The sequence below is a fragment of the Streptomyces sp. NPDC088252 genome, from assembly GCF_044740965.1.
In the GTDB taxonomy this organism is placed as follows: Bacteria; Actinomycetota; Actinomycetes; order Streptomycetales; family Streptomycetaceae; genus Streptomyces.
Genome location: NZ_JBIURS010000009.1, coordinates 160,973 through 182,393, shown reverse-complemented (window position 1 = coordinate 182,393; position 21,421 = coordinate 160,973). Strand labels below are relative to the sequence as shown.

General features: G+C 66.9%; 14 protein-coding genes and 3 pseudogenes. 13 read left to right on the top strand and 4 right to left on the bottom strand.

The features are described 5' to 3' along the window. Positions 1-228: 228 nt before the first annotated feature. The 13 genes from ACIOHC_RS20470 (at position 229) to sbnA (ending at position 18,071) form a co-directional block, all read left to right on the top strand. Positions 229-1,539 (top strand): ABC transporter substrate-binding protein, encoded by a 1,311-nt coding sequence (locus ACIOHC_RS20470; protein ID WP_389636901.1) that lies wholly within the window; start codon positions 229-231, stop codon positions 1,537-1,539. Beyond that, positions 1,536-2,462 (top strand): sugar ABC transporter permease, encoded by a 927-nt coding sequence (locus ACIOHC_RS20465; RefSeq protein WP_351077730.1) that lies wholly within the window; start codon positions 1,536-1,538, stop codon positions 2,460-2,462. Before ACIOHC_RS20470 ends, ACIOHC_RS20465 begins: the two co-directional genes overlap by 4 nt. Then, complete coding sequence (locus ACIOHC_RS20460; protein WP_351077727.1) at positions 2,459-3,325, top strand: carbohydrate ABC transporter permease; 867 nt, start codon at positions 2,459-2,461, stop codon at positions 3,323-3,325. Before ACIOHC_RS20465 ends, ACIOHC_RS20460 begins: the two co-directional genes overlap by 4 nt. A gap of 2 nt (positions 3,326-3,327) precedes the next feature. Continuing rightward, complete coding sequence (locus tag ACIOHC_RS20455) at positions 3,328-5,085, top strand: alpha-galactosidase (protein WP_351077724.1); 1,758 nt, start codon at positions 3,328-3,330, stop codon at positions 5,083-5,085. 23 nt (positions 5,086-5,108) lie between these two features. After that, positions 5,109-6,128 (top strand): LacI family DNA-binding transcriptional regulator, encoded by a 1,020-nt coding sequence (locus ACIOHC_RS20450; protein WP_351077722.1) that lies wholly within the window; start codon positions 5,109-5,111, stop codon positions 6,126-6,128. 333 nt (positions 6,129-6,461) lie between these two features. Continuing rightward, positions 6,462-6,791: a hypothetical protein gene (locus ACIOHC_RS20445; protein ID WP_351077721.1), complete on the top strand. Its 330-nt coding sequence runs from the start codon at positions 6,462-6,464 to the stop codon at positions 6,789-6,791. A gap of 283 nt (positions 6,792-7,074) precedes the next feature. Beyond that, positions 7,075-8,028, top strand: a complete 954-nt coding sequence (locus tag ACIOHC_RS20440; protein ID WP_401843393.1) for a transposase — start codon at positions 7,075-7,077, stop codon at positions 8,026-8,028. Between the two features lie 419 nt (positions 8,029-8,447). Beyond that, the gene (locus ACIOHC_RS20435; RefSeq protein ID WP_401843391.1) at positions 8,448-8,912 is read left to right on the top strand and encodes an IPT/TIG domain-containing protein; all 465 of its coding nucleotides are present in this window, start codon (positions 8,448-8,450) and stop codon (positions 8,910-8,912) included. 139 nt (positions 8,913-9,051) lie between these two features. After that, positions 9,052-11,580 carry a Pls/PosA family non-ribosomal peptide synthetase gene (locus ACIOHC_RS20430; RefSeq protein ID WP_401843389.1) on the top strand — a complete coding sequence of 843 codons (2,529 nt, stop codon included), beginning with the start codon at positions 9,052-9,054 and terminating at the stop codon, positions 11,578-11,580. A 63-nt stretch (positions 11,581-11,643) separates the two neighbouring features. After that, the gene (locus ACIOHC_RS20425; RefSeq protein WP_401843387.1) at positions 11,644-14,898 is read left to right on the top strand and encodes an amino acid adenylation domain-containing protein; all 3,255 of its coding nucleotides are present in this window, start codon (positions 11,644-11,646) and stop codon (positions 14,896-14,898) included. A gap of 23 nt (positions 14,899-14,921) precedes the next feature. Beyond that, positions 14,922-15,926 carry a TauD/TfdA family dioxygenase gene (locus ACIOHC_RS20420; protein ID WP_365688910.1) on the top strand — a complete coding sequence of 335 codons (1,005 nt, stop codon included), beginning with the start codon at positions 14,922-14,924 and terminating at the stop codon, positions 15,924-15,926. Beyond that, positions 15,923-16,993 (top strand): 2,3-diaminopropionate biosynthesis protein SbnB, encoded by a 1,071-nt coding sequence (gene sbnB / locus ACIOHC_RS20415; RefSeq protein ID WP_389636906.1) that lies wholly within the window; start codon positions 15,923-15,925, stop codon positions 16,991-16,993. The genes ACIOHC_RS20420 and sbnB overlap by 4 nt, the downstream gene beginning before the upstream one ends. A gap of 70 nt (positions 16,994-17,063) precedes the next feature. Beyond that, positions 17,064-18,071 carry a 2,3-diaminopropionate biosynthesis protein SbnA gene (sbnA, locus tag ACIOHC_RS20410; protein WP_351077708.1) on the top strand — a complete coding sequence of 336 codons (1,008 nt, stop codon included), beginning with the start codon at positions 17,064-17,066 and terminating at the stop codon, positions 18,069-18,071. A 67-nt stretch (positions 18,072-18,138) separates the two neighbouring features. Here sbnA and ACIOHC_RS20405 read toward each other — a convergent pair. The 4 genes and pseudogenes from ACIOHC_RS20405 to ACIOHC_RS20390 all read right to left on the bottom strand — a co-directional run. After that, positions 18,139-18,660, bottom strand: a pseudogene (locus tag ACIOHC_RS20405) (IS630 family transposase); the annotation flags it as partial. Between the two features lie 46 nt (positions 18,661-18,706). After that, a complete protein-coding gene (locus ACIOHC_RS20400) occupies positions 18,707-19,471 on the bottom strand; it encodes a methyltransferase domain-containing protein (protein ID WP_351077706.1) in 765 nt (254 codons plus the stop codon). A 112-nt stretch (positions 19,472-19,583) separates the two neighbouring features. Further along, positions 19,584-20,395: pseudogene (locus tag ACIOHC_RS20395) on the bottom strand (IS5 family transposase). A gap of 457 nt (positions 20,396-20,852) precedes the next feature. Beyond that, positions 20,853-21,317 (bottom strand): annotated as a pseudogene (locus ACIOHC_RS20390) (caspase family protein); the annotation flags it as partial. Between the last annotated feature and the right edge of the window lie 104 nt (positions 21,318-21,421).

Genomic DNA, 21,421 nt, shown 5'->3' with positions numbered 1-21,421 from the left:
GGCTCGAATGAGTGGCCGAAAGCTAGCAGCGGCACGCGACGAGTTGCAATAGTCCTGCAGACTTGCGATGCGGAATCGATCAGAAAATTTTCAATCAACCATTGCAAGTTGGATTGGCTGGTTGCTAACTTCCTCCAGTCGACCTGGCGTTCGGTCGATGTCCGAGCCGCATGTAGGGGTGGTCATCTCATGGACATGAGTCGTCGCAGAGTTCTTGGAGTGGGCGGCGTGCTTGCCGCAGGAGCGGGCCTCGGCAGCCTGACCGCCTGCTCCGGCACCGGCAGCACAGGCGCTCCGGGAGGCGGTGCCGGTGACGCCACCAAGGGCTCAGTCACGGTGTGGAGCTGGCAGGGCCCGGCGGCGGAAATGCGGGCACTGGTTCCGGCGTTCAACAAGAAGTATCCGGACATCAAGGTGACCGTGCAGGACATCGGGAACCCGGCGATCTGGGACAAGATCACCACGGGCATGGCAGCCGGAGGGGCGGGCCTCGCGGACGTACTCCACATAGGCGTCGACTACCTGCCCGGATACGTGGACCGCTTCCCGGGCCAGCTCGCCGATCTCGGCAAGCTGGGAGCCCACAAGTACCAGGACGCCTTCGCGAAGGGCCTGTGGGAGACGGTCTCGCCCAACGGCGGGCGCGTGAACGCGCTTCCGTGGGAGGCGAACTCGGCCGGGTTCTACTACCGCGCCGATGTCTTCGAGGAGGCCGGTGTCGATGTCGAAGCGCTCGACACCTGGGACGACGCGATCGAGGCCGGCAAGAAGATCAAGAAGAAGACGGGCAAGTACCTTCTGGGGATCGACAAGCCCGCCTCGCAGCCGGACTCGGCGAACTTCTTCCAGCTGCTGCTCCAGCTCCAGGGCGGCTTCTATTTCAACACCGACGGCGACATCACCCTCGATTCCGCCGAGGCCGTGCGTGCCATGTCGCTCATCAAGAAGATGAACGACGCCGGGCTCGTCAGCGACATCTCCGGCGGCTGGAACGCGCTGATCAGCTCGATCAAGAAGGGAACGGCGGCGGTCCTGCCGTGGCCGACCTGGTTCGGCGGCATCATCGAGGAGACGGTCCCCGACCAGGCGGGCAAGTGGGGTGTGCGTCTGCCCCCGTCCGTACGCCGCGGTGGGACCACCGCCGCCACCGTGAACTCCACGTACTTGGCCGTTGCCGGTACCAGCAAGCACCAGGCCGCGGCCTGGAACTTCGTGGAGTTCGTGCTGACGCGGCCCGAGTCGCAGGTCAAGATCTACCGGGGCAAGGGGATCGCCCCGGCCCTGTTGAAGGCGTACGACGATCCGGTCTTCCACGAGCCGTCGAAGTTCTTCGGCGGTCAGAAGAAGGGTGAGATTTTCTTCGGTGCCCTCAAGGCGCCCTCGCCGGCGTACAACTACACCTCCGACTACGCCCGAGCACTCAAGGTGGTCACCGACGCCCAGACGAAGGTGCTGCTCAAGGGCGCCGACCCGGCCAAAGTGCTGCGTGCGGCGGCGGATCAGCTCGCTTCCCAGACCGGACGCAAGGTCGCCCGATGAGCGTTGCCACTTCCCCGACCCGCACGGTGCGACCGGCGGATGTGCGCGACTCCCGACCACCGCGCTTGAGCGCCCGCCGTCTCGCGCCGTACGCCTTCATCCTACCCGCCGTGCTGCTGTTCGCCGCCTTCAAGCTCTACCCGATCGGCTGGTCGTTCATTCTCAGCCTCCACAAGACGGTCGACGGCGTGGACACCTTCGTCGGAGCGGACAACTACAAGCGACTGCTGGACGACCCGCTGTTCTGGACGGCGCTGAAGAACACGGCAGTCATCCTGGTGGTCCAGGTGCCGATCATGCTGGCGCTTGCCACTGGCCTGGCCGTCGCGTTCAACTCGGCTTTCCTGCGGGCGCGTTCGGTGTTCCGGCTCGGATTCTTCATGCCGATGGTCACCGGCCTCGTGGCGTACGGTGTCATCTTCTCCGTCCTGCTCAACGAGAAGTACGGGCTGGTCAACTGGTTGCTCTCGCTCGTCGGAATCGGCGAAGTGCCGTGGCTGACTGATCCGCTGTGGGCAAAGATCTCCCTCGGTCTGGCACTGACCTGGCACTACACCGGTTACAACGCGGTGATTCTGCTGGCCCGTCTGCAGACCATTCCCAAGGAGCTGTACGACGCCGCCTCGGTCGACGGGGCCGGAGCCTGGCAGTCCTTCCGTCACGTGACGCTTCCGGGACTGCGTCCGGCGATCCTCCTCGCCACGGTGCTCTCCACCATCGGCACCCTGCAGATCTTCGACGAGCCGTACATCCTCACCCACGGCGGCCCCGACAACGCGACGCTGACCATCGGCGTGTACCTGTACCAGAACGCCTTCACGTACTTCGACTTCGGCTACGCGTCGGCCATCGCCTACGTCCTTGCGGTGCTGATCGGAGTCCTCGGCCTGATCCAGTTCCGGGTCCTGGGAGACACATCATGACGACCCCCGCACGTGGCGCCGCCCGCGCACCACGCACCGGCCTGCACCGCCCGGGCCGCGGCATCCTGCTGACCTCGGGGCTGGCCATCGCGCTCGCCGCCGTACTCCTTCCCTTCTACTGGCTCGTCATCGCCAGCACCCACAGCACAGACGAGATCTTCGACTCCACACCGCCACTGCTTCCCGGCGGGGACCTCGGCAAGAACCTCTCCAGCCTGCAGGAGACCGCATCCTTCGGGCAGATCGTGCTCAACTCCCTGCTCATCGCGGTCATTTACACAGTCTGCGCTGGAGCCGTCTGCACACTGGCCGGCTACGCCTTCACCAAGTACCGCTTCAAGGGCCGTGATGCGCTCTTCGGCATGCTGATGCTGGGGCTGGTCATCCCGACCCAGGTCACACTGGTTCCCCTGTTCAAGATGATGGCCGAGCTGCACTGGCTCAACACGTATCAGGCAGTGATCATGCCCAATCTGGCGCTTCCGTTCGGCATCTTCCTCATGCGCCAGTCGATGGCCGCGCTCCCCGACGAGCTGCTCGACTCCGGCCGCATGGACGGCTGCGGCGAACTGCGTCTGTTCCTGCGGGTCGTCCTGCCGCCGATGAGGCCCGCCCTGGCAGCACTGGGCATCTTCCTGTTCCTCTACCAGTGGAACGACTTCATCTGGCCCCTCATCGTGCTGCGCGACGATGCCTCCCTCACCATTCCCGTCGCACTCGCCTCGCTGCAGGGCGTCGACGACACCGACTACGGGGCCATCCTCACCGGAACGGCCGTCGCCGCCATTCCCATGATCATCGTCTTCCTCGCCCTTCAACGCCACTTCGTCTCCGGCCTGCTCGCCGGTGCTGTCAAGGAGTGATCGTGAGCACCCTGTCCACCGAGGCCGTCACCACCGCGGAACTGGCGCCCGCCACCTTCGAGCCACTGCTCGACACCGTGGAGATCGCCGTCCTGGCCCCGGGCGCCGACCCCGCCTGGACACTGTCCGAAGTGCCCGGCGGCCTGAGAATGCTGCATGTCGAAGCCCCCGGCTCACCGGTGGAGATCCGACTCTCCGCCCCGCTCGGCGATACGGCCGGCTACTGGCACCCGAAGGCAGGCTGGAGCCGGACCCTGGTCGCCGACTGGGAAGGCAGGTCCAGGGTCAGCCTCATCGACGGCCTCGCCGCCGGCTGCCTCTACGACTACTCGGGCGCCACACTGCTCGCCTTCGCCGCAGCCGATCCGATCCCCGAGGTCGCCCTGCGCTTCGGAGTGTCCGAGGAGAACGACACCCACGTCGTCCACCTCGAACTGCCGCCCTCCACCGCACCGCACCGCATCCTCTTCGTACCACGCAGCCCGTCGGTTGCCTGGGCCACGCGCCTGCTGCGCGGCTGGTACGAACAGCAGACCCCGGCTGTCATGCCGGTTCCCGAAGCGGCCCGACTGCCTCTGTACTGCACCTGGTACGCCTTCAACCAGCAGGTCGATGCGACAGCCGTCGAACAGCAGGCCGCACTCGCCGCGGACATGGGCTTCGGCACGCTCATCCTGGACGACGGCTGGCAGCGCTTCGGCAGCGGCCGCGGATACGCCGGTGTGGGGGACTGGCTCCCCGACCCCGACAAATTCCCCGACTTCGCCACTCACGTCGCCCGCGTACGCCGACTCGGACTGCACTACATGGCCTGGGTCGCGCCTCTGCTCCTGGGCCCCCGGACCGACTGCTACGAGCAGTGGGCTTCCTACGCCCCGGCCCTCGCCAAGGTTCCCGGTGCTCATGTCCTCGACCCCCGCAGCCCCGAAGTCCGATCCCACGTCGTCCGCCTGTGCGTGCGTCTGGTGCGCGACTACGGTCTCGACGGACTCAAGGTCGACTTCCTCGACGAAGCCATGGCCTACGCAGGCGACGGCAGGGGCGATGTCGGACAGGCACTCACACTCCTGCTCACCGAACTGCGCACCGCTTTGCTCGCCGAGCGGTCCGATCTGCTACTGGAACTGCGTCAGCCCTACGTCGGTCCGGGCATGGCCGCGTTCGGCAACATGCTCAGATCCTTCGACTGCCCGGCCGACTCCACGGCTAACCGCGTCCGCACGATCGACACCGCGCTGCTCGCCGTTGGCGGTGTCGTCCACTCCGACCCCTTGCTGTGGGACACCACGGCCCCCGCGGCGACCGTCGCACGGCAGCTCATCGGGGCACTTCACTCCGTTCCGCAGGTCTCCGTGCGCCTCGACGCACTCCCCGAGGACCACGCCGAAGCGGTCCGCTTCTGGCTGGCCCAGTGGCGCCGCCTGCGCCCCCAACTGCTCGACGGAATGGTCGAGCCCGGTCGCCCTGACGACCTCTACACCCTGGTGCAGGCCGAAGCAGACGGGGTGAACGTGGTGTCCGTGTTCAGCGACCGGACCGTACCAGTGCAGCCTGCGATCCATCGCGAGACGGTCCTGATCAACGCGACTGCCGAGAACCGACTGGTGCTGGAGGTCCAGGACGAGGGAGCGCAGGTGGAGGCCGAGATCCGTGATCCCTCCGGCCGTATCATCGAGCAGACCCGGATCACGCTCACCCCCGGCCTGCACCACCTGCCAGTGCCGAACATGGGGCTGGCCTTGATCCGGAAAACCGCATGACCCTGCCAGCGAAAAGGGGACGAATGAAGGTCGGCATCGTTGAGATCGCTGCCCGGGCGGGTGTGAGCGAAGCCACCGTCAGTCGGGTCATCAACCGGCGTCAAGGAGTGGCGACGAAGACCAGGGACGCCGTCGAGAAGGCCATGGCAGAACTCGGCTACGAAAGGCCCGTGGAGGGCCAACTGGTCACGGTGATCACCGAGCACGTCTCCAACCCCTTCTTCGCCGACGTCGCCGAACGCATCGAGGCGGCACTGGCACCACACGGACTCAAGGCCGTGTTGTGCCCGGCGTTCCCCGGAGGGGTCCAGGAACGGGAGTTCATCGCCTCGATCATCGACAAGGGCATCGCGGCCGTCGTGTTCCTGTCCTCGTCCAACACCGTGGAGGGTGCCGACACCGAAACGTACGAGATGCTCCGCTCCCGACGCATCCCGTACATCGGTGTCAACGGGGGGTTCGCCGACAACGTTCCCGCGCCCGTCTTCTCCACCGACGACGCGTTGGCCGCCGAACTGGCCGTGGACCATCTCCACCGTCTCGGTCACCGCGCCATCGGCATGGCATCCGGGCCAGCCGGCAACCTCCCGGCCGACCGACGTGTGCAGGGCTTCCTCGACGCCATGGCCAAACGGGGCTGCCAGGATGCCGAACGCTGGGTGATCAGGCAGTCCTACACCGTCGAAGGCGGTCAGGCAGCCGCGCACACCCTGCTACAGCTCGGTGCCACCGCCATAGTCGCAGCCAGCGACTACATGGCCCTCGGCGCGATCCGCGGCATCCGCCGGCAGGGATTCTCGGTCCCTGGGGATGTCTCCGTCGTGGGTTACGACGGCTCCATGATCACGGAGTTCGTCGATCCGCCCCTGACCACCGTGAGGCAGCCGGCCGATCGGCTCGCCCTCGAAGTCGGCCGCAGCATCCTGTCGCTCGTCAGCAACCGCGAAGTACCGACGGGTGAACTTTTCTTCGACCCCGAACTGGTGATCCGCTCCACAACCGGGCCCGTGCCGCACAAGCAACTTGGGTGCGGCTCGGTTTGAGGGACGTTGATCGCGAGGAGTTTCGCGTTCTGGAAGACCGGTAAGTCCTTGGGTGGTGCGGGGTTTGAGCTAAGGGGTGTCCCGTAATCCCTGGCGGGCGCGCGACGACAGCTACGGCACCTCGCCGCGTTGTCGGAAAGTCCGCATACATCCAGTATGCGGACGTCCCTCCGCCTTGCGATGCACCGCATCTGACGCCGCGCACTGATCCACCACGGATTACGGGACACCCCTTAGGAACTATCCGGCCGATCACGGTAAGGCGGCTCAAGTGGGAACCGAATTGATCCTCCTTCGGTCGGCGTGAGTGAAGTAGATCGGTCGCCTCGGGGGATGTCGGTCAGTCCGCTTGCGTGCGCGGTTCACCGGCGGGTCGCACTGGTGCTGGTCTCGATGAAGGCCGACACCCGTGAGCGCCAGCGGACGATCATGCAGCGGTTGTACGGGTGCCAGCTCGACGCGCACGTTCGCGGTGCCGGCGCCGGCGTGGGGCTGATCAGCTGCGCGGACCTGGCCTCGTCCGCTCCTCTGTTGCGGGCGACGTACCGCAACAGAGGGGATGCCCGGATCCACGAGGTCGGCATGAGCGGCGACGCGCTGCACACGATGCTGCGCACGCGCATGGGAGAGGCGGATGGATCCGTCGGCGTACGGCTCCCATAGCTTATGTAATGTCCACCTGGTCCGCCATGGTCCGTGGCGACAGCGATAATCCAGGTCAGAGCCTCTCGCGTGCTCCCGTGCGCACTCGTCTGTGAGACATGTGTGAGACGAGGTGAGACACAGAGTTTTCTGGTCGCCCTGAATCCTGGCGGGTCTCAGCGGGGATCGACGCCTCACATGACGCGATCGGGCTGGTGCAGCCAGACGTCCTGGCCGTGAGGCCTCCCGGCCCAGCCCGAAGGCATCGGCGGGCGGCTCACCGAGGCCGCCATACCGCGCGCACATGGCGGGCGATCTCCGAGGCGAGCGCGGGTGGCGGCCGGGGCGGCACCCCACCGGGCAGACTGGACAGCGCAGTCTCGAGCTCCGCCGGTGTGGGGCGTTCGGCCGGGTCCCAGGCCAGACAAGCGCGCAGCAGGTCGGCCACGGGCGGATCGATGGCACCGGCTCATTCGGAGCGGAACTCGCCCGATTCCTGCACGCCAACCAGGTCAGCGTCATCGAGGTGGACCGACCTGACTGTCAGGCTCGCCGCGCGGCGGGCAAATCCGACCCCGTTGATGCCTACGGCGTGGTACGCGCCAGCGCCGTCAAGGCCCGTACCCAGACCATCAACCAGATGAGATCACTGATCATCACCGCACCCGCTGCGGTGCGTGAAGCGCTGCGCTCGCTGACCACCACCGAGTTGATCCGGCGGCTGGCCGCCAGCCGTCCCGGCACCGATCTGACCGACCCGGCCGCAGCCGTCAAACTCGCGCTCAAGCGTTTGGCCAAGCGCTACCGGCACCTGAGTGAAGAGATAGCAGACGCGGACGCCGATCTGCACGTTCTGATCGCCCGCACTGCCCCGGGCCTGCTCGCGCTACCAGGCGTTGGGACCGAGACCGCCGAGCAGTTGCCGGTCACCGCCGGGGACAACCCCGACAGGCTCGTCCCGGAGGCATCCTTCGCCCACCTGTGCGCTGCCGCACCTGTGCCAGCCTCTTCCGGGCGCGCTGACCGCCATCGACGCAACCGTGGCGGTGACCGCCAGGCCGGCCGAGCGCTGCACACGATCGTGCTGGTCCATATGCGCCACGACCCACGCACACGTGACTACGTCGCACGACGCACTCTCGAAGGGCTCAAGACGAAGGACATCTTCAGATGCCTCAAGCGCTTCGTCGCGCGAGAGGTCCACCACCACGTCACGAGCGCATTCAGCAGCGCACCATCGGCGTCCCCGGCGACTTGACGATCCATAGGAGCTTCAGAGTCAAGTTGGCCCCCCGCGTCTCAGCCCTTGCGACCGGGTGGCGAACGGCATGGGGAAGAGCTGATCCACATCGAGATGGTGCAGACCCGTGGCCATCCGGCGGACCCAGCCGCCCGAGCGTGAAATCCGCTCGTACAAGACGGGCACTACTACCTTCGGGTGATCCGCGGTTACGATCCTTGCTCCTCAAATCTCCCTGTGAGTCACTGAAATGGTGAACGGGCGGGCTGCACATCCCTAGCCGAGAAAGTTGAGAACAGATAGCGCTTGCCGGTTCTATTCCGTGCCCGAGAAGAAGTTCCGGCAGCTGAGGCCCGGAGCCGGGCCCCATCCTTTTCGCCCGCTCCCCCGGACTCTCGGCAATTCCAACAACTGCGTACTACCACACGTGGCGTCACTTGACTTCGTCGACAACCGACCTTTCCGGCGGAAGCCGAAAACTTGGGCAGGGCGCGCTCCGCCGGTCCCCGTATGTTCCATCGCAGAACAAGGAGCGTTGTACATGCCTCTCTCCCGACCAGGGCTCCACCGGCGGCGGAACCATGGTGACCATCACGGGAACGAACCTGCCCAACACGACCAAGGTGACATTCGGCAGCAAAGTGGCCACCGGTATCACCCAGGTATCCCCGCCCCAGGTCACGGCGGTCTCCCCCTCGGGCATGGGCACGGTCGGGGTCACCGTCACCGCCCCATACCCCGGCGCAACTCCTCCCGGATCAGGAACGGACCACTCGCATGCAGCACGGCGAGACGCACGCGCAACTCATCGCCGTCCCGCCGGGCAGGGTCCTGAGCGAGGAGTGAACCGGGAGGCCAATGCGACCGAGTTCGAGTGGCAGCCCGACGGTGGACAGCCATGACCGAGGCAGCGGTTCGGGATCCGGACAGCAGACCCCGACCTCGTGATTCCCGGACCACTCGCTCCAGCCATCGAAAATCGCGAGTACGGAGCGCCCACCGTAATGGCGACGGACTCGAAAGTTCCTCAAGGAGCTCTGCATGGAGGAGAAATCCCACGACGTCTTGACGCCCGGGCCTGATGAATCCGCAATCGATACAAGCAGGTTCACCAGTCCGGAGACCGGCATCGAGAAGAACCTCGCCGAGGTGCTGGCCGACGTCATGTGCGTCGAACGGGTGTCGATCGACAGCCATTTCTTCGACGACCTCGGCGCCAACTCATTGGTGATGGCTCATTTCTGCGCACGAGTCAGAAAGCGAGCGGACCTTCCCTCGGCGTCGATGAAGGACATCTACCGGCACCCGACGATCCGCAGTCTGGCGACGGGGCTCGCGAACGCCACCCCCGTCGAGCCGTCGGTCCCGGCGCCGTCCGAGGCGGTGACCCCAGTCGGCACGGTGCGGTACGCCCTCTGCGGAACCCTGCAGTTCCTGCTTTTCCTGGGATACTTATTCCTCGCCGGAATTGTTGCCGACCGAGGCTACGCATGGGTCTCCGCCGGGTCGGGTGTGATCGATATCTACCTGCGATCGTTCGTCTTCGGAGGCATCGGCTTCGTCGGTCTGTGCACCTTCCCCATCGCAGCCAAATGGCTCCTCATCGGCCGGTGGACATCACAAGATTTCCCGGTCTGGGGTCTGACCTATCTGCGCTTCTGGACCGTCAAAGTGCTGATCCACGCCAACCCGATGATCTTCTTCGTCGGCAATCCCTTGTACGTGCTGTACCTGCGAGCGCTGGGCGCACGGATCGGCAAAGGGGTCACGATCCTCTCCCACAACGTTCCGGTATGCACCGACCTCCTCACGGTCGGCGCCGGCACCGTGATCCGCAAAGACTCGTTCTTCCTCTGCTACCGGGCACACGCCGGGCGCATCCGGACCGGCCGGGTCACCCTCGGCCGGGACGTGTTCATCGGCGAGAAGACCGTGCTCGACATCGACACGTCGATGGGCGACGGGGCCCAACTCGGCCACACGTCCACGCTGTACAGCGGCCAGGCGGTCCCGGGTGGTCAGAGCTGGCACGGGTCCCCGGCACAGCTCACGCAACACGACTACCTGAGGGTCGGGCCGGCCGCATGCGGCACGCTGCGCCGGGCCGGCTTCGGCCTGATCACCGTGCTTCAGCTGTTCTTCCTCTACGTGCCACTGTCTGTCGGGGGCGCGTACATGCTGGTGACCCTCGTCCCGGCGCTGCACAACCGGCTGGGCTCGGGCACGGTGGAGTTCACGTCACTGGATCTCTACATCGACGCGCTGCTCCTTTCCCTGCTGCTGTACTTCGGCTTCGTCGTCGTGGGCCTGGCCGTGATGTTCACCGTTCCGCGCCTGCTGAACCTGGTTGTCAAGCCGAACAAGGTCTATCCGCTGTACGGGTTCCATTACTCGGCGCACCGAGCGATCGGTCGCATGACCAACATCAAGTTCTTCACATGGCTGTTGGGTGACAGCTCCTACATCGTCCACTACCTGCGCGGCATCGGATACGACTTGTCCAGGGTCGAGCAGACGGGGTCGAACTTCGGCACGGAAGTGCAGCACGAAACCCCGTTTCTGTGCTCGGTCGGGAGCGGAACGATGGTCGCCGACGGGCTCTCCATCATCAACGCCGACTATTCGAACACGTCCTTCCGGGTGTCCCGGGCCTCGATCGGGTCACACAACTTCCTCGGGAACAACATCGCCTATCCCTCGGGGGCCAGGACAGGTGAGAACTGTCTCCTCGCGACGAAGGTGATGGTTCCGCTCGAAGGCGAGGTGCGCGAGGGGGTGGGCCTGCTCGGCTCGCCGTGCTTCGAGATTCCCCGGTCGGTCGAGCGCGATTCCCGGTTCGACCATCTCCGCGGCGGCGACGAGTTGCGCCGCAACCTCGCTGCGAAGAACCACTACAACATCCGCTCGATGATCTTCTTCCTGCTCGTGCGGTGGCTGCACTTCTTCGTGCTCACGATGCTCGGCCTGGCGAACGCCGAGCTGTACGACTCCTACGGGCATGTGTTGATCGCCGCGTTCCTGGTGCTCAGCCTCGGGTTCACCGCTGTCTACTTCGTGCTGGTGGAGCGCGGCATCGCGGCATTCCGCGCGTTGCAACCGCAGGTGTGCTCCATCTACGACCCATACTTCTGGTGGCACGAGCGCCTCTGGAAGGTGCCCGACACCTACCTCGACATCTTCAACGGCACCCCTTTCAAGAACGTGATCTGGCGGATGCTGGGGGTTCGGATCGGCAGCAGGGTCTTCGATGACGGCTGCTATGTGACGGAGCGGACGCTCACCACCATCGGGAACGACTGCACTCTCAATGCGGGAAGCAAGATCCAGTGCCATTCGCAGGAGGACGGCACCTTCAAATCCGATCGCAGCACCCTCGGCGCCGGTTGCACCATCGGCGTGGGAGCCCACGTCCACTACGGCGTGACGATGGGCACGGGCGCGGTGCTCGCACCCGACTCCTTCCTCATGAAGGGCGAGGAGGTCCCGCAGCACGCACGCTGGGGAGGAAACCCCGCCACGGAGATGCGAGACGCCCCTGATCAGCCCGAGGCGCTGACGCGGACGGGATAGCAGCTCCGCCCTTGTCGGCTCTGAACAGCACGGTGGCGAAGGCGAATGGAGAGGCACGACCAGATGGGAATGCAAGCGCGGGCCGACCGGGAGTTCTGGCGCGATGTGCTCGTCGCCGGTGGATCCACCGAGATCCCGCGGTGGACGCTCAATCCGGAGAAGGGCATCGGCGAACACGAGGCGCCGATCCCGGACGACGTCGTCGCGGCGTTGGGCCGACTGGCCGAGGACCTGGCGGTACCACTCGACTCAGTGCTGCTGGCAGCGCACTCCAAGGTGCTCGCCGCGCTGTCCGGCGAGCACGAGGTCGCAACCGGATACGTCACCGCTGAGGGCGGCCGACCGCTGCTCTGCCGGCTGACGACCGAGCCCGACTCGTGGCGGACGCTGCTGCTGGACGCTCATCGAGTCGCGTCGGACCTGCTGTGGCACAAGGACTACCCGGTCGATGAGCTCAGGTGCGAACTGGGCCTGGCAGAGCCGTCGATCGAGGCTGTGTTCGATCCGCACGGCATGGGCGGCGAAGTCGCCGGTAGCACCATGCTGTGGGTGGGATTTTCGCAACGCGGCCGCCACCTTGTGCTGCGGCTGCGCTATCGGACCGACGCGCTCGACGAGGACTGCGCCGTCAGGATCGCCGGGTATCACCTCACCGCACTCGCGCTGATCGCCGCCGATCCGGACGCCGAGCACGGGCGGCAGAACCTGCTCTCCCCCGAGGAACTCCATTTCCAGCTCGAATCACTCGCCGGCCCACGCCGGGAACTGCCGGACCATCGGTTTCACGAACTGTTCGAACAGCGGGTGACAACACACCCGGACGCCGTCGCCGCGGTGCATGGGGAGCAGCAACTGACGTATCGGGAACTCAACGCACACGCCAACCGGGTGGGACGAGCCCTGCTGGCGCGGGGGCTGCGCCCCGAAGATGTCGTCGCAGTGGTGACCGAGCGCAACCTGGACTGGATGGCCGCCGTCCTCGCGGTCTTCAAGGCCGGCGGCGTGTATCTGCCCATCGAGCCGCATTTCCCGGCCGACCGTCTCGCGACCATGCTCTCCCGTGCCGCATGCGGGCTCGTGCTGACCGAACCCGGCAGCACTACCACGCTCGACCAGGCCCTCGACTCGCTGTCCGGGGTCCAAAAGCTCTTCGTCCGCGCAGCCTACGAGGAAGACCACGCCGACGACGATCTGGGCCTCCGCATCGCACCGGACCAGCTCGCCTACATCTACTTCACCTCCGGCTCCACAGGTGAGCCCAAGGGTGCGATGTGCGAGCACGCGGGCATGCTGAACCACCTCTACGCCAAGATCGACGACCTGGAGATCGGCGAGGGACAGGTGGTCGCCCAGACCGCACCCCAATGTTTCGACATCTCGCTGTGGCAGTTGGTGTCCGGGCTCCTGGTCGGGGGGCGGACCCTCCTGGTGGAGCAGGAGGTGATCCTGAACGTCCAGCGGTTCGTCGACAAGATCGTCGACGGCCGGGTCGCCGTCCTCCAGGTCGTACCCTCCTACCTGGACGTGGTCGTGTCCTGGCTGAAGCAGCACCCCCGTGAGCTGCCGGACCTGCGGTGCGTGTCGGTCACCGGCGAGGCGCTGAAGAAGGAGCTCGTGCAGCGCTGGTTCGCCGCCCAGCCCGGGATCAAGCTGGTCAACGCCTACGGGCTGACCGAGACCTCGGACGACACCAACCACGAGGTCATGGAATGCGTGCCCGCCGGAGACCGGGTCCTGCTGGGTCCCGCGGTCAACAACGTGCACGTCTACGTCGTCGACGAGCACCTGATCCCGGTGCCGCTCGGTGCCCCCGGCCTGATTGTCTTCTCCGGCGTCTGCGTCGGCCGCGGGTACGTCAACGACCCCGAGCGCACCCGGCAGGCCTACCTGGCCGATCCGCACCGTGAGGGCGCCCGCCTCTACCGGGGCGGCGACTACGGCCGCTGGACGCCCGAGGGAAAGCTGGAGTTCCTCGGCCGCCGCGACACCCAGGTGAAGATCCGTGGCTTCCGGATCGAGATCGGCGAGATCGAGAACACCCTGTTGCAGGTGCCCGGTGTTCGCGACGGTGCGGTCGTGGTCACCGAGCGGGCCGACCGGAGCAAGCACCTGGTGGCGTTCTACTCCGCTCGGCGGCCGCTCGAGGTCGACGTCCTGCCGGATCGGCTCGGTGAGTCGCTGCCCGCGTACATGGTCCCGTCGGCCTTTCACTGGCGGGAGGCTCTGCCGCTGACGGCCAACAGCAAGATCGACAGAAGGACCCTGCAGGCACTCGCCGGAGAACTCGACGTCGTCCGGGACGACTACCGCGCGCCGGATACGCCGACCGAACAGCAGTTGGCGGCCGCATGGGCGAAGGTCCTCGGCATCCCGCAGGACCAGGTCGGACGGCGGGACCACTTCTTCGACCGGGGCGGCACGTCGCTGTCGGCAGTAAAGCTGGCCATCGTCCTGGACCGTGCGGTGTCCCTCAAGGATGTCACCGGTCACCCGATCCTCGCCGATCTGGCCGGGCTGATCGACGGCAGGTCCGCGCGCCGTGCCGGGCTGCTTCAGCCGCTGTCGGAACCGGACGGTACGCAGACCGCAGCCCTGGTGTGCTTCCCCTACGCCGGCGGCAACGCGGTGAACTTCCAGCCGATGGCCGGAGCGCTGCCGGACGGTGGACCGGCGGTCTACGCCGTCGAGCTGCCCGGTCACGACATGGCCGCCGACAGCGAGTCGCTCGTGCCGATGACGCAGGTGGTCGAGCGGGTCGTCGACGAGATCACCGGGCGTGGCCTGACCAGGGTCCTGCTGTGGGGCCACTCCTCGGGAACCGCGCTGGCCGTGGAGACTGCCAGAAAGCTGCGGGAGCGCGGGGTGGACGTCCAACGGGTGTTCCTCGGCGCGCAACTGCTCGGTGACGCCGACGACCGGCGCACCACCATCACCGAGCTGACCGGACGGAGCAACGCCGAGATCGCCGCGAGCCTGAGCACGCACGGCGGCCGCACCTCGCTCGGTGAGCTGAGTGCGCAGCACGCCGAGCACGTCGGCGCCGCCTACCGGCACGACTGCGTGTCCGCACACCACTACTTCGCCGACGTCCTGGAGCACCCGCCGGCGCAGAAGCTCTCCGCGCCGGTCACCGTGGTCGTTGCCGCGGACGACCCGAGCACGGCGGAGTACCCGCGCCGGTACCTCGACTGGCAGCTTCTGGCCGAGCAGGTCGACCTGCACGAGCTCGCCGACGGCGGCCACTACTTCCTGCGCACCCGTCCTGCCGAGGCAGCAAAGGCCGTGCTGCAAGCCGCCGAATTGTCCGCTTCTTCCTGAGTATCAGCTGAAAGGAAATCGAGATGTCGTTCACATCCACGGCGTTGCTGGTCGACGTGGAACTGAATTCCGGCGCACCCCCACGGGTGCGGGCCGAGGCCACCGGCGACGCGCCGACCTGGGCGGCCGAGCACCGGGACGCGCTGCGCGCAGTCGTCGCCGAGCATGGTTCGGTCCTGGTCCGTGGCCTCGGGCTGCGCGACGCGGCCGAGACCGGAGCCGTCTTCTCGAAGCTGGCCACCGGTCTGATGACCGAGCAGGAGGCCTTCGCACCCCGGCAGGCCTACTCCGACGGGCTGTACTCCTCATCGAAGTGGCCGCCGAACCAGCCCATGTGTATGCACCACGAACTGAGCTACACGCTTGAGTTCCCCGGCCTGATGATGTTCGCCTGTCTCAGCGCGCCCACCGAGGGCGGGGCGACCGCGGTGGCCGACTCACCGACCGTGCTGGACGCGCTGCCCACCGAGTTGACCGAGCGGTTCGAGCAGGAGGGCTGGCTGCTCACCCGCAGCTACAACGACGAGATCGGCGCGTCCATCGCCGAGGCCTTCGGCACTGACGACCGGGGCGCCGTCGAGCGCTACTGCCGTGCCAACGCAATCGCGTTCGAGTGGCAGCCCGACGGTGGACTGCGCACCAGACAGCGCCGTAGCGCCGTGGTGCGCCACCCGGTCACCGGCCGACGCTGCTGGTTCAACCAGATCGCGTTCCTCAACGAGTGGACGATGGCCCCCGAGGTGCACGAGTACTTGGTGGACGTCTACGGCGCCGACGGGTTGCCGTTCAACACCCGATTCGGCAACGGCGACCCGATCGGCGAGGACGTGGTCCAGCTGCTCAACAGCGTCTACGAGGCGAACACCGCACGCGAACCGTGGCAGGCCGGCGACCTGATGCTCGTCGACAACGTCCGCACCGCGCACAGCAGGGAGCCCTTCGAGGGACCGCGCGAGGTGCTCGTCGCCATGGCCGAACCGGTGCGTCTGGCCGACTGCTCACCGACCGTGGAGGTGACCACGCGATGACCACTGTCGATTCCACCGCGAGAGAGTCCGCAAGCGTCGCACCAATCACCGTGCCACCGTTCGCGGTGATCTCCGGTGCCCAGGTCCGGCGCACGCTGCACGGATGCGAGAAGCGGATCACGGAGTTGGTCGAGACCACCTACCGGGTGCACGGCGCCGGTGATTCGGTGAACCCGCCGTCGTACTTCCTGCGTTTCCCCGACCGCCCGTCCTCCCGGATCATCGCGCTGCCCGCCTCGATCGGTGGGGACACACGGGTGGACGGCCTGAAGTGGATCTCCAGCTTCCCGAAGAACGTGACGGCCGGCATCCCAAGGGCATCGGCCGTGCTGATCCTCAACGACCATGACACCGGTTACCCGTTCGCCTGCCTGGAGAGTTCGATCATCAGCGCCACCCGGACGGCCGCGTCGGCGGCGTCGGCGGCCGACTGGCTCAGCCGCGACCGGTCGCGACCGACGCGCGTCGGGTTCTTCGGGGTGGGCCTGATCGCCCGCTACATCCACACCTTTCTGGTCGGTACCGGCTGGTCGTTCGACGAGATCGGCGTACACGACCTGTCCGCCGACAGCGCGGCGGGCTTCCGCTGCTACCTGGAGCAGTCGGGCACCAGCGGCCGAATCACCGTGCACGACAGCGCCGAGCAGTTGATCCGAAACAGCGACCTGGTGGTCTTCGCCACGGTCGCCGGTCAGCCGCACGTCAGTGACCTGTCATGGTTCGCACACAACCCGCTGGTGCTGCATGTGTCGCTGCGCGACCTCGCGCCGGAGATCCTGCTCGCCTCGACCAACATCGTCGATGACGTCGAGCACTGCCTCAAGGCCGACACGTCGCCGCATCTGGCCGAGCAACTCACGGGCAACCGGGACTTCCTGCACGGCACGTTGGACGACGTGATGGCCGGGCGGGTGACGGTGCCGACGGACCGGCCGGTGGTGTTCTCGCCCTTCGGCCTCGGGGTGCTCGACCTCGCGGTGGGCAAGTACGTGTACACCGAAGTGGCTCGCAGCGGAGAGTTGCACGTCGTCGACAACTTCTTCCACGAAATGAGCCGGTACGGATGAGCAGGACGAGAGTCCAGGTGGCTCCTTCAAGGCTTCCGATAGTGCTCTGCTCCAGACAGAGGAGACCGTCGTGCCCATCATTTCCGCTCCGTACGCCTTCAACGAAGAGGATCTCTATGTCGACCTCCGGTCGATCTTCGGGCACTCGCTCTTCCTGAAGTGTGAGGGCTTCAACTTCGCCGGCTCGATCAAGTTGAAGGCCGCGACCGAGATGGTGGAGGACGCTGAGCGGGATGGAATCCTGACGCCGGAATCGATCCTGGTCGAGTCCTCGTCCGGAAACCTCGGCGTGGCGCTGAGCGTGATCGCGGCGAGCAAGGGCTACCGGTTCCTGTGTGTGACGGACGCCCGCGTCAATCTGCCCAACAGAATGATGATGGAGGCGTTGGGCAGCCAGGTGCACGTGATCACCGAACAGGAGGCCAACGGCGGTTTTCTCGGCGCACGGCTGGACTACGTCCGCGCGCTGTGCGCCTCCGACGACCGGTATGTGTGGCTCAGCCAGTACACGAATCCGAGCAACTGGAAGGCGCACTACCGCACGACCGCGCCGGAGATCGCCCGTCAGTTCCCACGGCTGGACGTGCTGTTCGTCGGAGCCGGCACCACAGGGACCCTGATGGGCTGTGCGCGCTACTTCCGGAGATGGCACCGGCGGGTGCGGATCATCGCGGTGGACAGCGTCGGCTCGGTATCCTTCGGCGGTTCGCCGGGCCGCCGGATGATTCCCGGTCTGGGCACGAGTGTGCGCCCGCCGCTGCTCGACGAGTCCTATGTCGACGAGGTGATTCGTGTCGAGGAGGCGGACACCATACGTGCCTGCCATCGTCTGGCCAGGCGCGGATTCCTGTTCGGCGGCTCCACCGGCACGGTGATCAGCGCCGCAACGGACTGGATGGCCCGGCATGACGCGCGCGAACTCACCGCAGTGGCCATCGGCCCGGACCTCGGCGAGCGCTACCTCGACACCATCTACCAGACCAACTGGGTGCAGGGTCTCTACGGCGAGAACGTGCTCGACTCCGACAAGGAGGCCGCCGATTCCTGGGCAGCCGCCCCCTCGCCGGTGACACCGTAGGACCGTCGGCCGGAGCCTGCCAGTCTTCTGAGTCAGGAATTCTGTTCGGACAGCTGGCGAGGCGTTCGAGGATCTCGTCTGCGGTCTTGGTCCAGACGTAGGGCCTGGGTCGGTGTTCCATGCGGCGATCCAGGTCCGGATGTCCTTCTCCAGGGACTGGGCAGATCCGTGGACGCCTCGCCGTATCTGCTTGTTCGTCAACTCGGCGAACCATCGCTCCACCAGGTTGGGCAGGACGATCCGGTGGGTGTGAAGTGCAGGTGGAACCGTGGCTGTGCCGACAGCCAGGTCTTGATGGCCGGAGTCTTGTGGGTGGCGTGGTTGTCCAGCACCAGGTGGACCTCGGGCCGGCCGGGACTTCCTCGTCGAGCTTGATGAGGAACTTCGTGAACTCCTCGGCACGGTGGCGGCGGTGCGGGGAACCGATCACCTTGCCGGTGGCGACCTCCAGAGCGGCGAACAGGGTGGTGGTGCCGGCGCGTACGTGGTCGTGGGTGCTCCGCTGCGGAACCCCGGGCATCATCGGCAGCACCGGCTGAGAGCGGTCCAGGGCCTGGATCTGCGACTTCTCGTCGACGCGCACCCGGACGCGGCATAAGTCCCGTCTGCCCGGCGCTGTGTGGTGCGCACGCTCCCTAGAGCATTCCGGGAGGGACGGGCTCCGCGGTACCGCGCCGCGCCACGAACACGAACTCCCTGCCCGGCCGGTCGGGTGCGTCGCGTACGTCCTCGACGACGAAGCCGTGCTCGTGCAAGTCCCGCTCGATCTCCGCACGTTCACGGAAGCGGAGCGTCGATTCCGAGGTCAGTACGCCCCCGTCCGCAGCGAACACGTGCGTACCCCGGAAGCTCACCAGCGGCAGGCTCACGTCCGTCAGCTCGGCCCAGGTCTCGACGTGGCCGACGCCCGGGATATCCGTCATGCGGTACGTGGTCTCGCGCGTCCACTCCGCCCACTCCTCCCACACACGCTGCGCCGGATCACGCGTCTCGAAGACAAGCCGCCCGCCGGGCCGCAGCGCCTCGTACGCGCCGCGCAGCGTCGTACGCCACGCCTGCGGCTCGGCGATCGCCTGGGCGACGTTCCCGGTCATCGTCACCAGGTCGATCTGCATGGGCGGCAGGTCCCCCGCGTCGCCGTCGAGCCAGCGCACCCGCTCCGCGCCCGGCTTGCCACGCGCGACGTCGACGGACGCCCGCGCGGGATCGATCCCGGTGACCGTCATCCCGCGCTCTGCGAGCAGCAGCGCGAACACGCCCGTACCGCACCCGATGTCCAGCACAGACCGCGCGCCGAACTCCTCCGCCATCGCGAGATACGCGTCGAGATCGCTGCGGTCCGGATCGAGTGGGTCGTAGATGGCGGCGAGCCGCGGATGCCCGAAAGTTGCGTCACCCATGGAGGCGAACGTATGTGGCCCCGAGCCCGCGCGGCCACTGCTTTTCGGGTTACGGCGCCAAGCGGGCACGGCGAAGTGCGCCGCTGATCCCGGCAGGAGTTGTCTTCAAATGTCACGCCCACATCAGGAGCGAGGCGAGGGTGACGGCCGCTTTGTAGGACTCGGCGGTCTTGTCGTAGCGGGTCGCGATGCCACGCCACTGCTTGAGGCGGTTGAAGCACCGTTCCACGACGTTGCGATGCTTGTGGAGCTGCTTGTCGAAGCGGGGCGGGCGTCCGCCTCGGCTGCCGCGGCGGGCCCGGTTGCGATTCTGGTCGGCTCGCTCGGGCATGGTGTGGGCGATGCCGCGCCGCCGCAACCAGGTGCGTATCGCGCGGGAGCCGTAGCCCTTGTCGCCCAGTACATGAGCGGGCCGCAGCCGGGGCCGTCCCGGCCCGACGCGGGGCACCCGGATCGCCTCCATCACGGCGGTGAACTGCGCGCAGTCATTCGTGTTGCCGCCCGTCAGCACGAAGCCGAGCGGGCGCCCCAGGGCATCGCAGGCCGGGTGGATCTCGCTGGTCAGGCCGCCCGGGGAGCGTCCGAGTGCGGGGATGCGGAGCCCCCTTTCCGGGCCCCGCCGACATGCTGGTGGGCGCGTACGACGGTGGAGTCGACCGACACCACCCAGTCGATCTCGCCCGCCGCGTGCGCCCGGGCCTGGGCGGACCGGAGCATCCGCTCGAAGGTGCCGTCCAGGGCCCACCGGCAAAAGCGGGTGGGCAGCGTGTGCCAGGAGCCGTACCACTCCGGCACGTCCCGCCAGGCCGTGCCCGTCCGGAACTTCCACACGATCCCGTTGAGCACGGTTCGGTCGTCCAGACGCTTCCGTCCGTGCAAGGACTGGGGCAGCAAAGGACGGAGGAACTTCCACGAGACGGTCATAGGTCACATGCACCGTTCCCAAGTCATCCCACCCGAGGGGGGAGATGAGCTCGTACCGTTCGCCGTTCGCCGATCGCGATCGGCTCCGCATAGCGCCGGGATGTGCTGCGGGCCTCTGCCGACACCGGCTGCTCGTAGCGTCGAGATGCGGCTTGGGCGTCCGCCGCCACCGGGAGCAACCGGCGGGCCAGCGCCCGTAGATGCGTCCCGGGAGCGGGTCACGGAGCAGCCATAGGGAAGTCCGGCCGGAACCCGGAGTTGCGGGTGAGGACCAGGGAGCCCGAGGTGTCGGTACCAGTGCGGTCAGGCGTGGGGCGCCCCTGCGCCGCCAGGGCCGCCTTGACATGGGTGTATGCGGTGTCGACGGTAATCTCTGCAAGGCCCACCTGGCGATGCCGTGCGTGAGCACTTGGAGCAGCTCACCCGTGAAGGCAGTGTAGGTTTCACCAATGCGCGCGATCGCGGGCAGGTCATGGCGGGCGGAGCTGATGACCACCGCTCCCGCTGTCGCTACCTGGACCCGCAGGGTGTCGGCCGCGTCCACCATCAGCCCGTGGGCTTGCCCGCTGAAGCAGCTGTCGAGGATCACCACCCGGCGTTCCGCCCGAGTCTGGATCAGCACGGACTTGAGCCGTGTATACGGCAGGCGGGTCCACGGCTCGTCCGGCCTGGAGCCGGTGACCGAGTCCGAGTACCGCAGTTCGTCATCGGGATGACCGTGCCCGCTGTAGTGGATGAGCAGGGTGTCAGTAGCTTCCGCGGCCGCCCCTCGAACGGGGCCGATGAATTCGGATGGCTGCCTGGGGTCGGCGACGACCGTGCAATGCCCCGACGGCAGGCCCCAGCCTGGGGCTGAGGTGAAGAAGCCGGGCGAGCGCGGCAAGGTTGTTCCGGACGGCCGGGAGAGGCGGCAGGTGGTCATAGTCCGCGACACCGACCAGGACCACCCGTGAGGATTCCGGGCGGGGAGGCGGCATCCGGCGGCTACTCGCTCTCCAGCGCCTGGACGAGCCGGGCGACGACGGC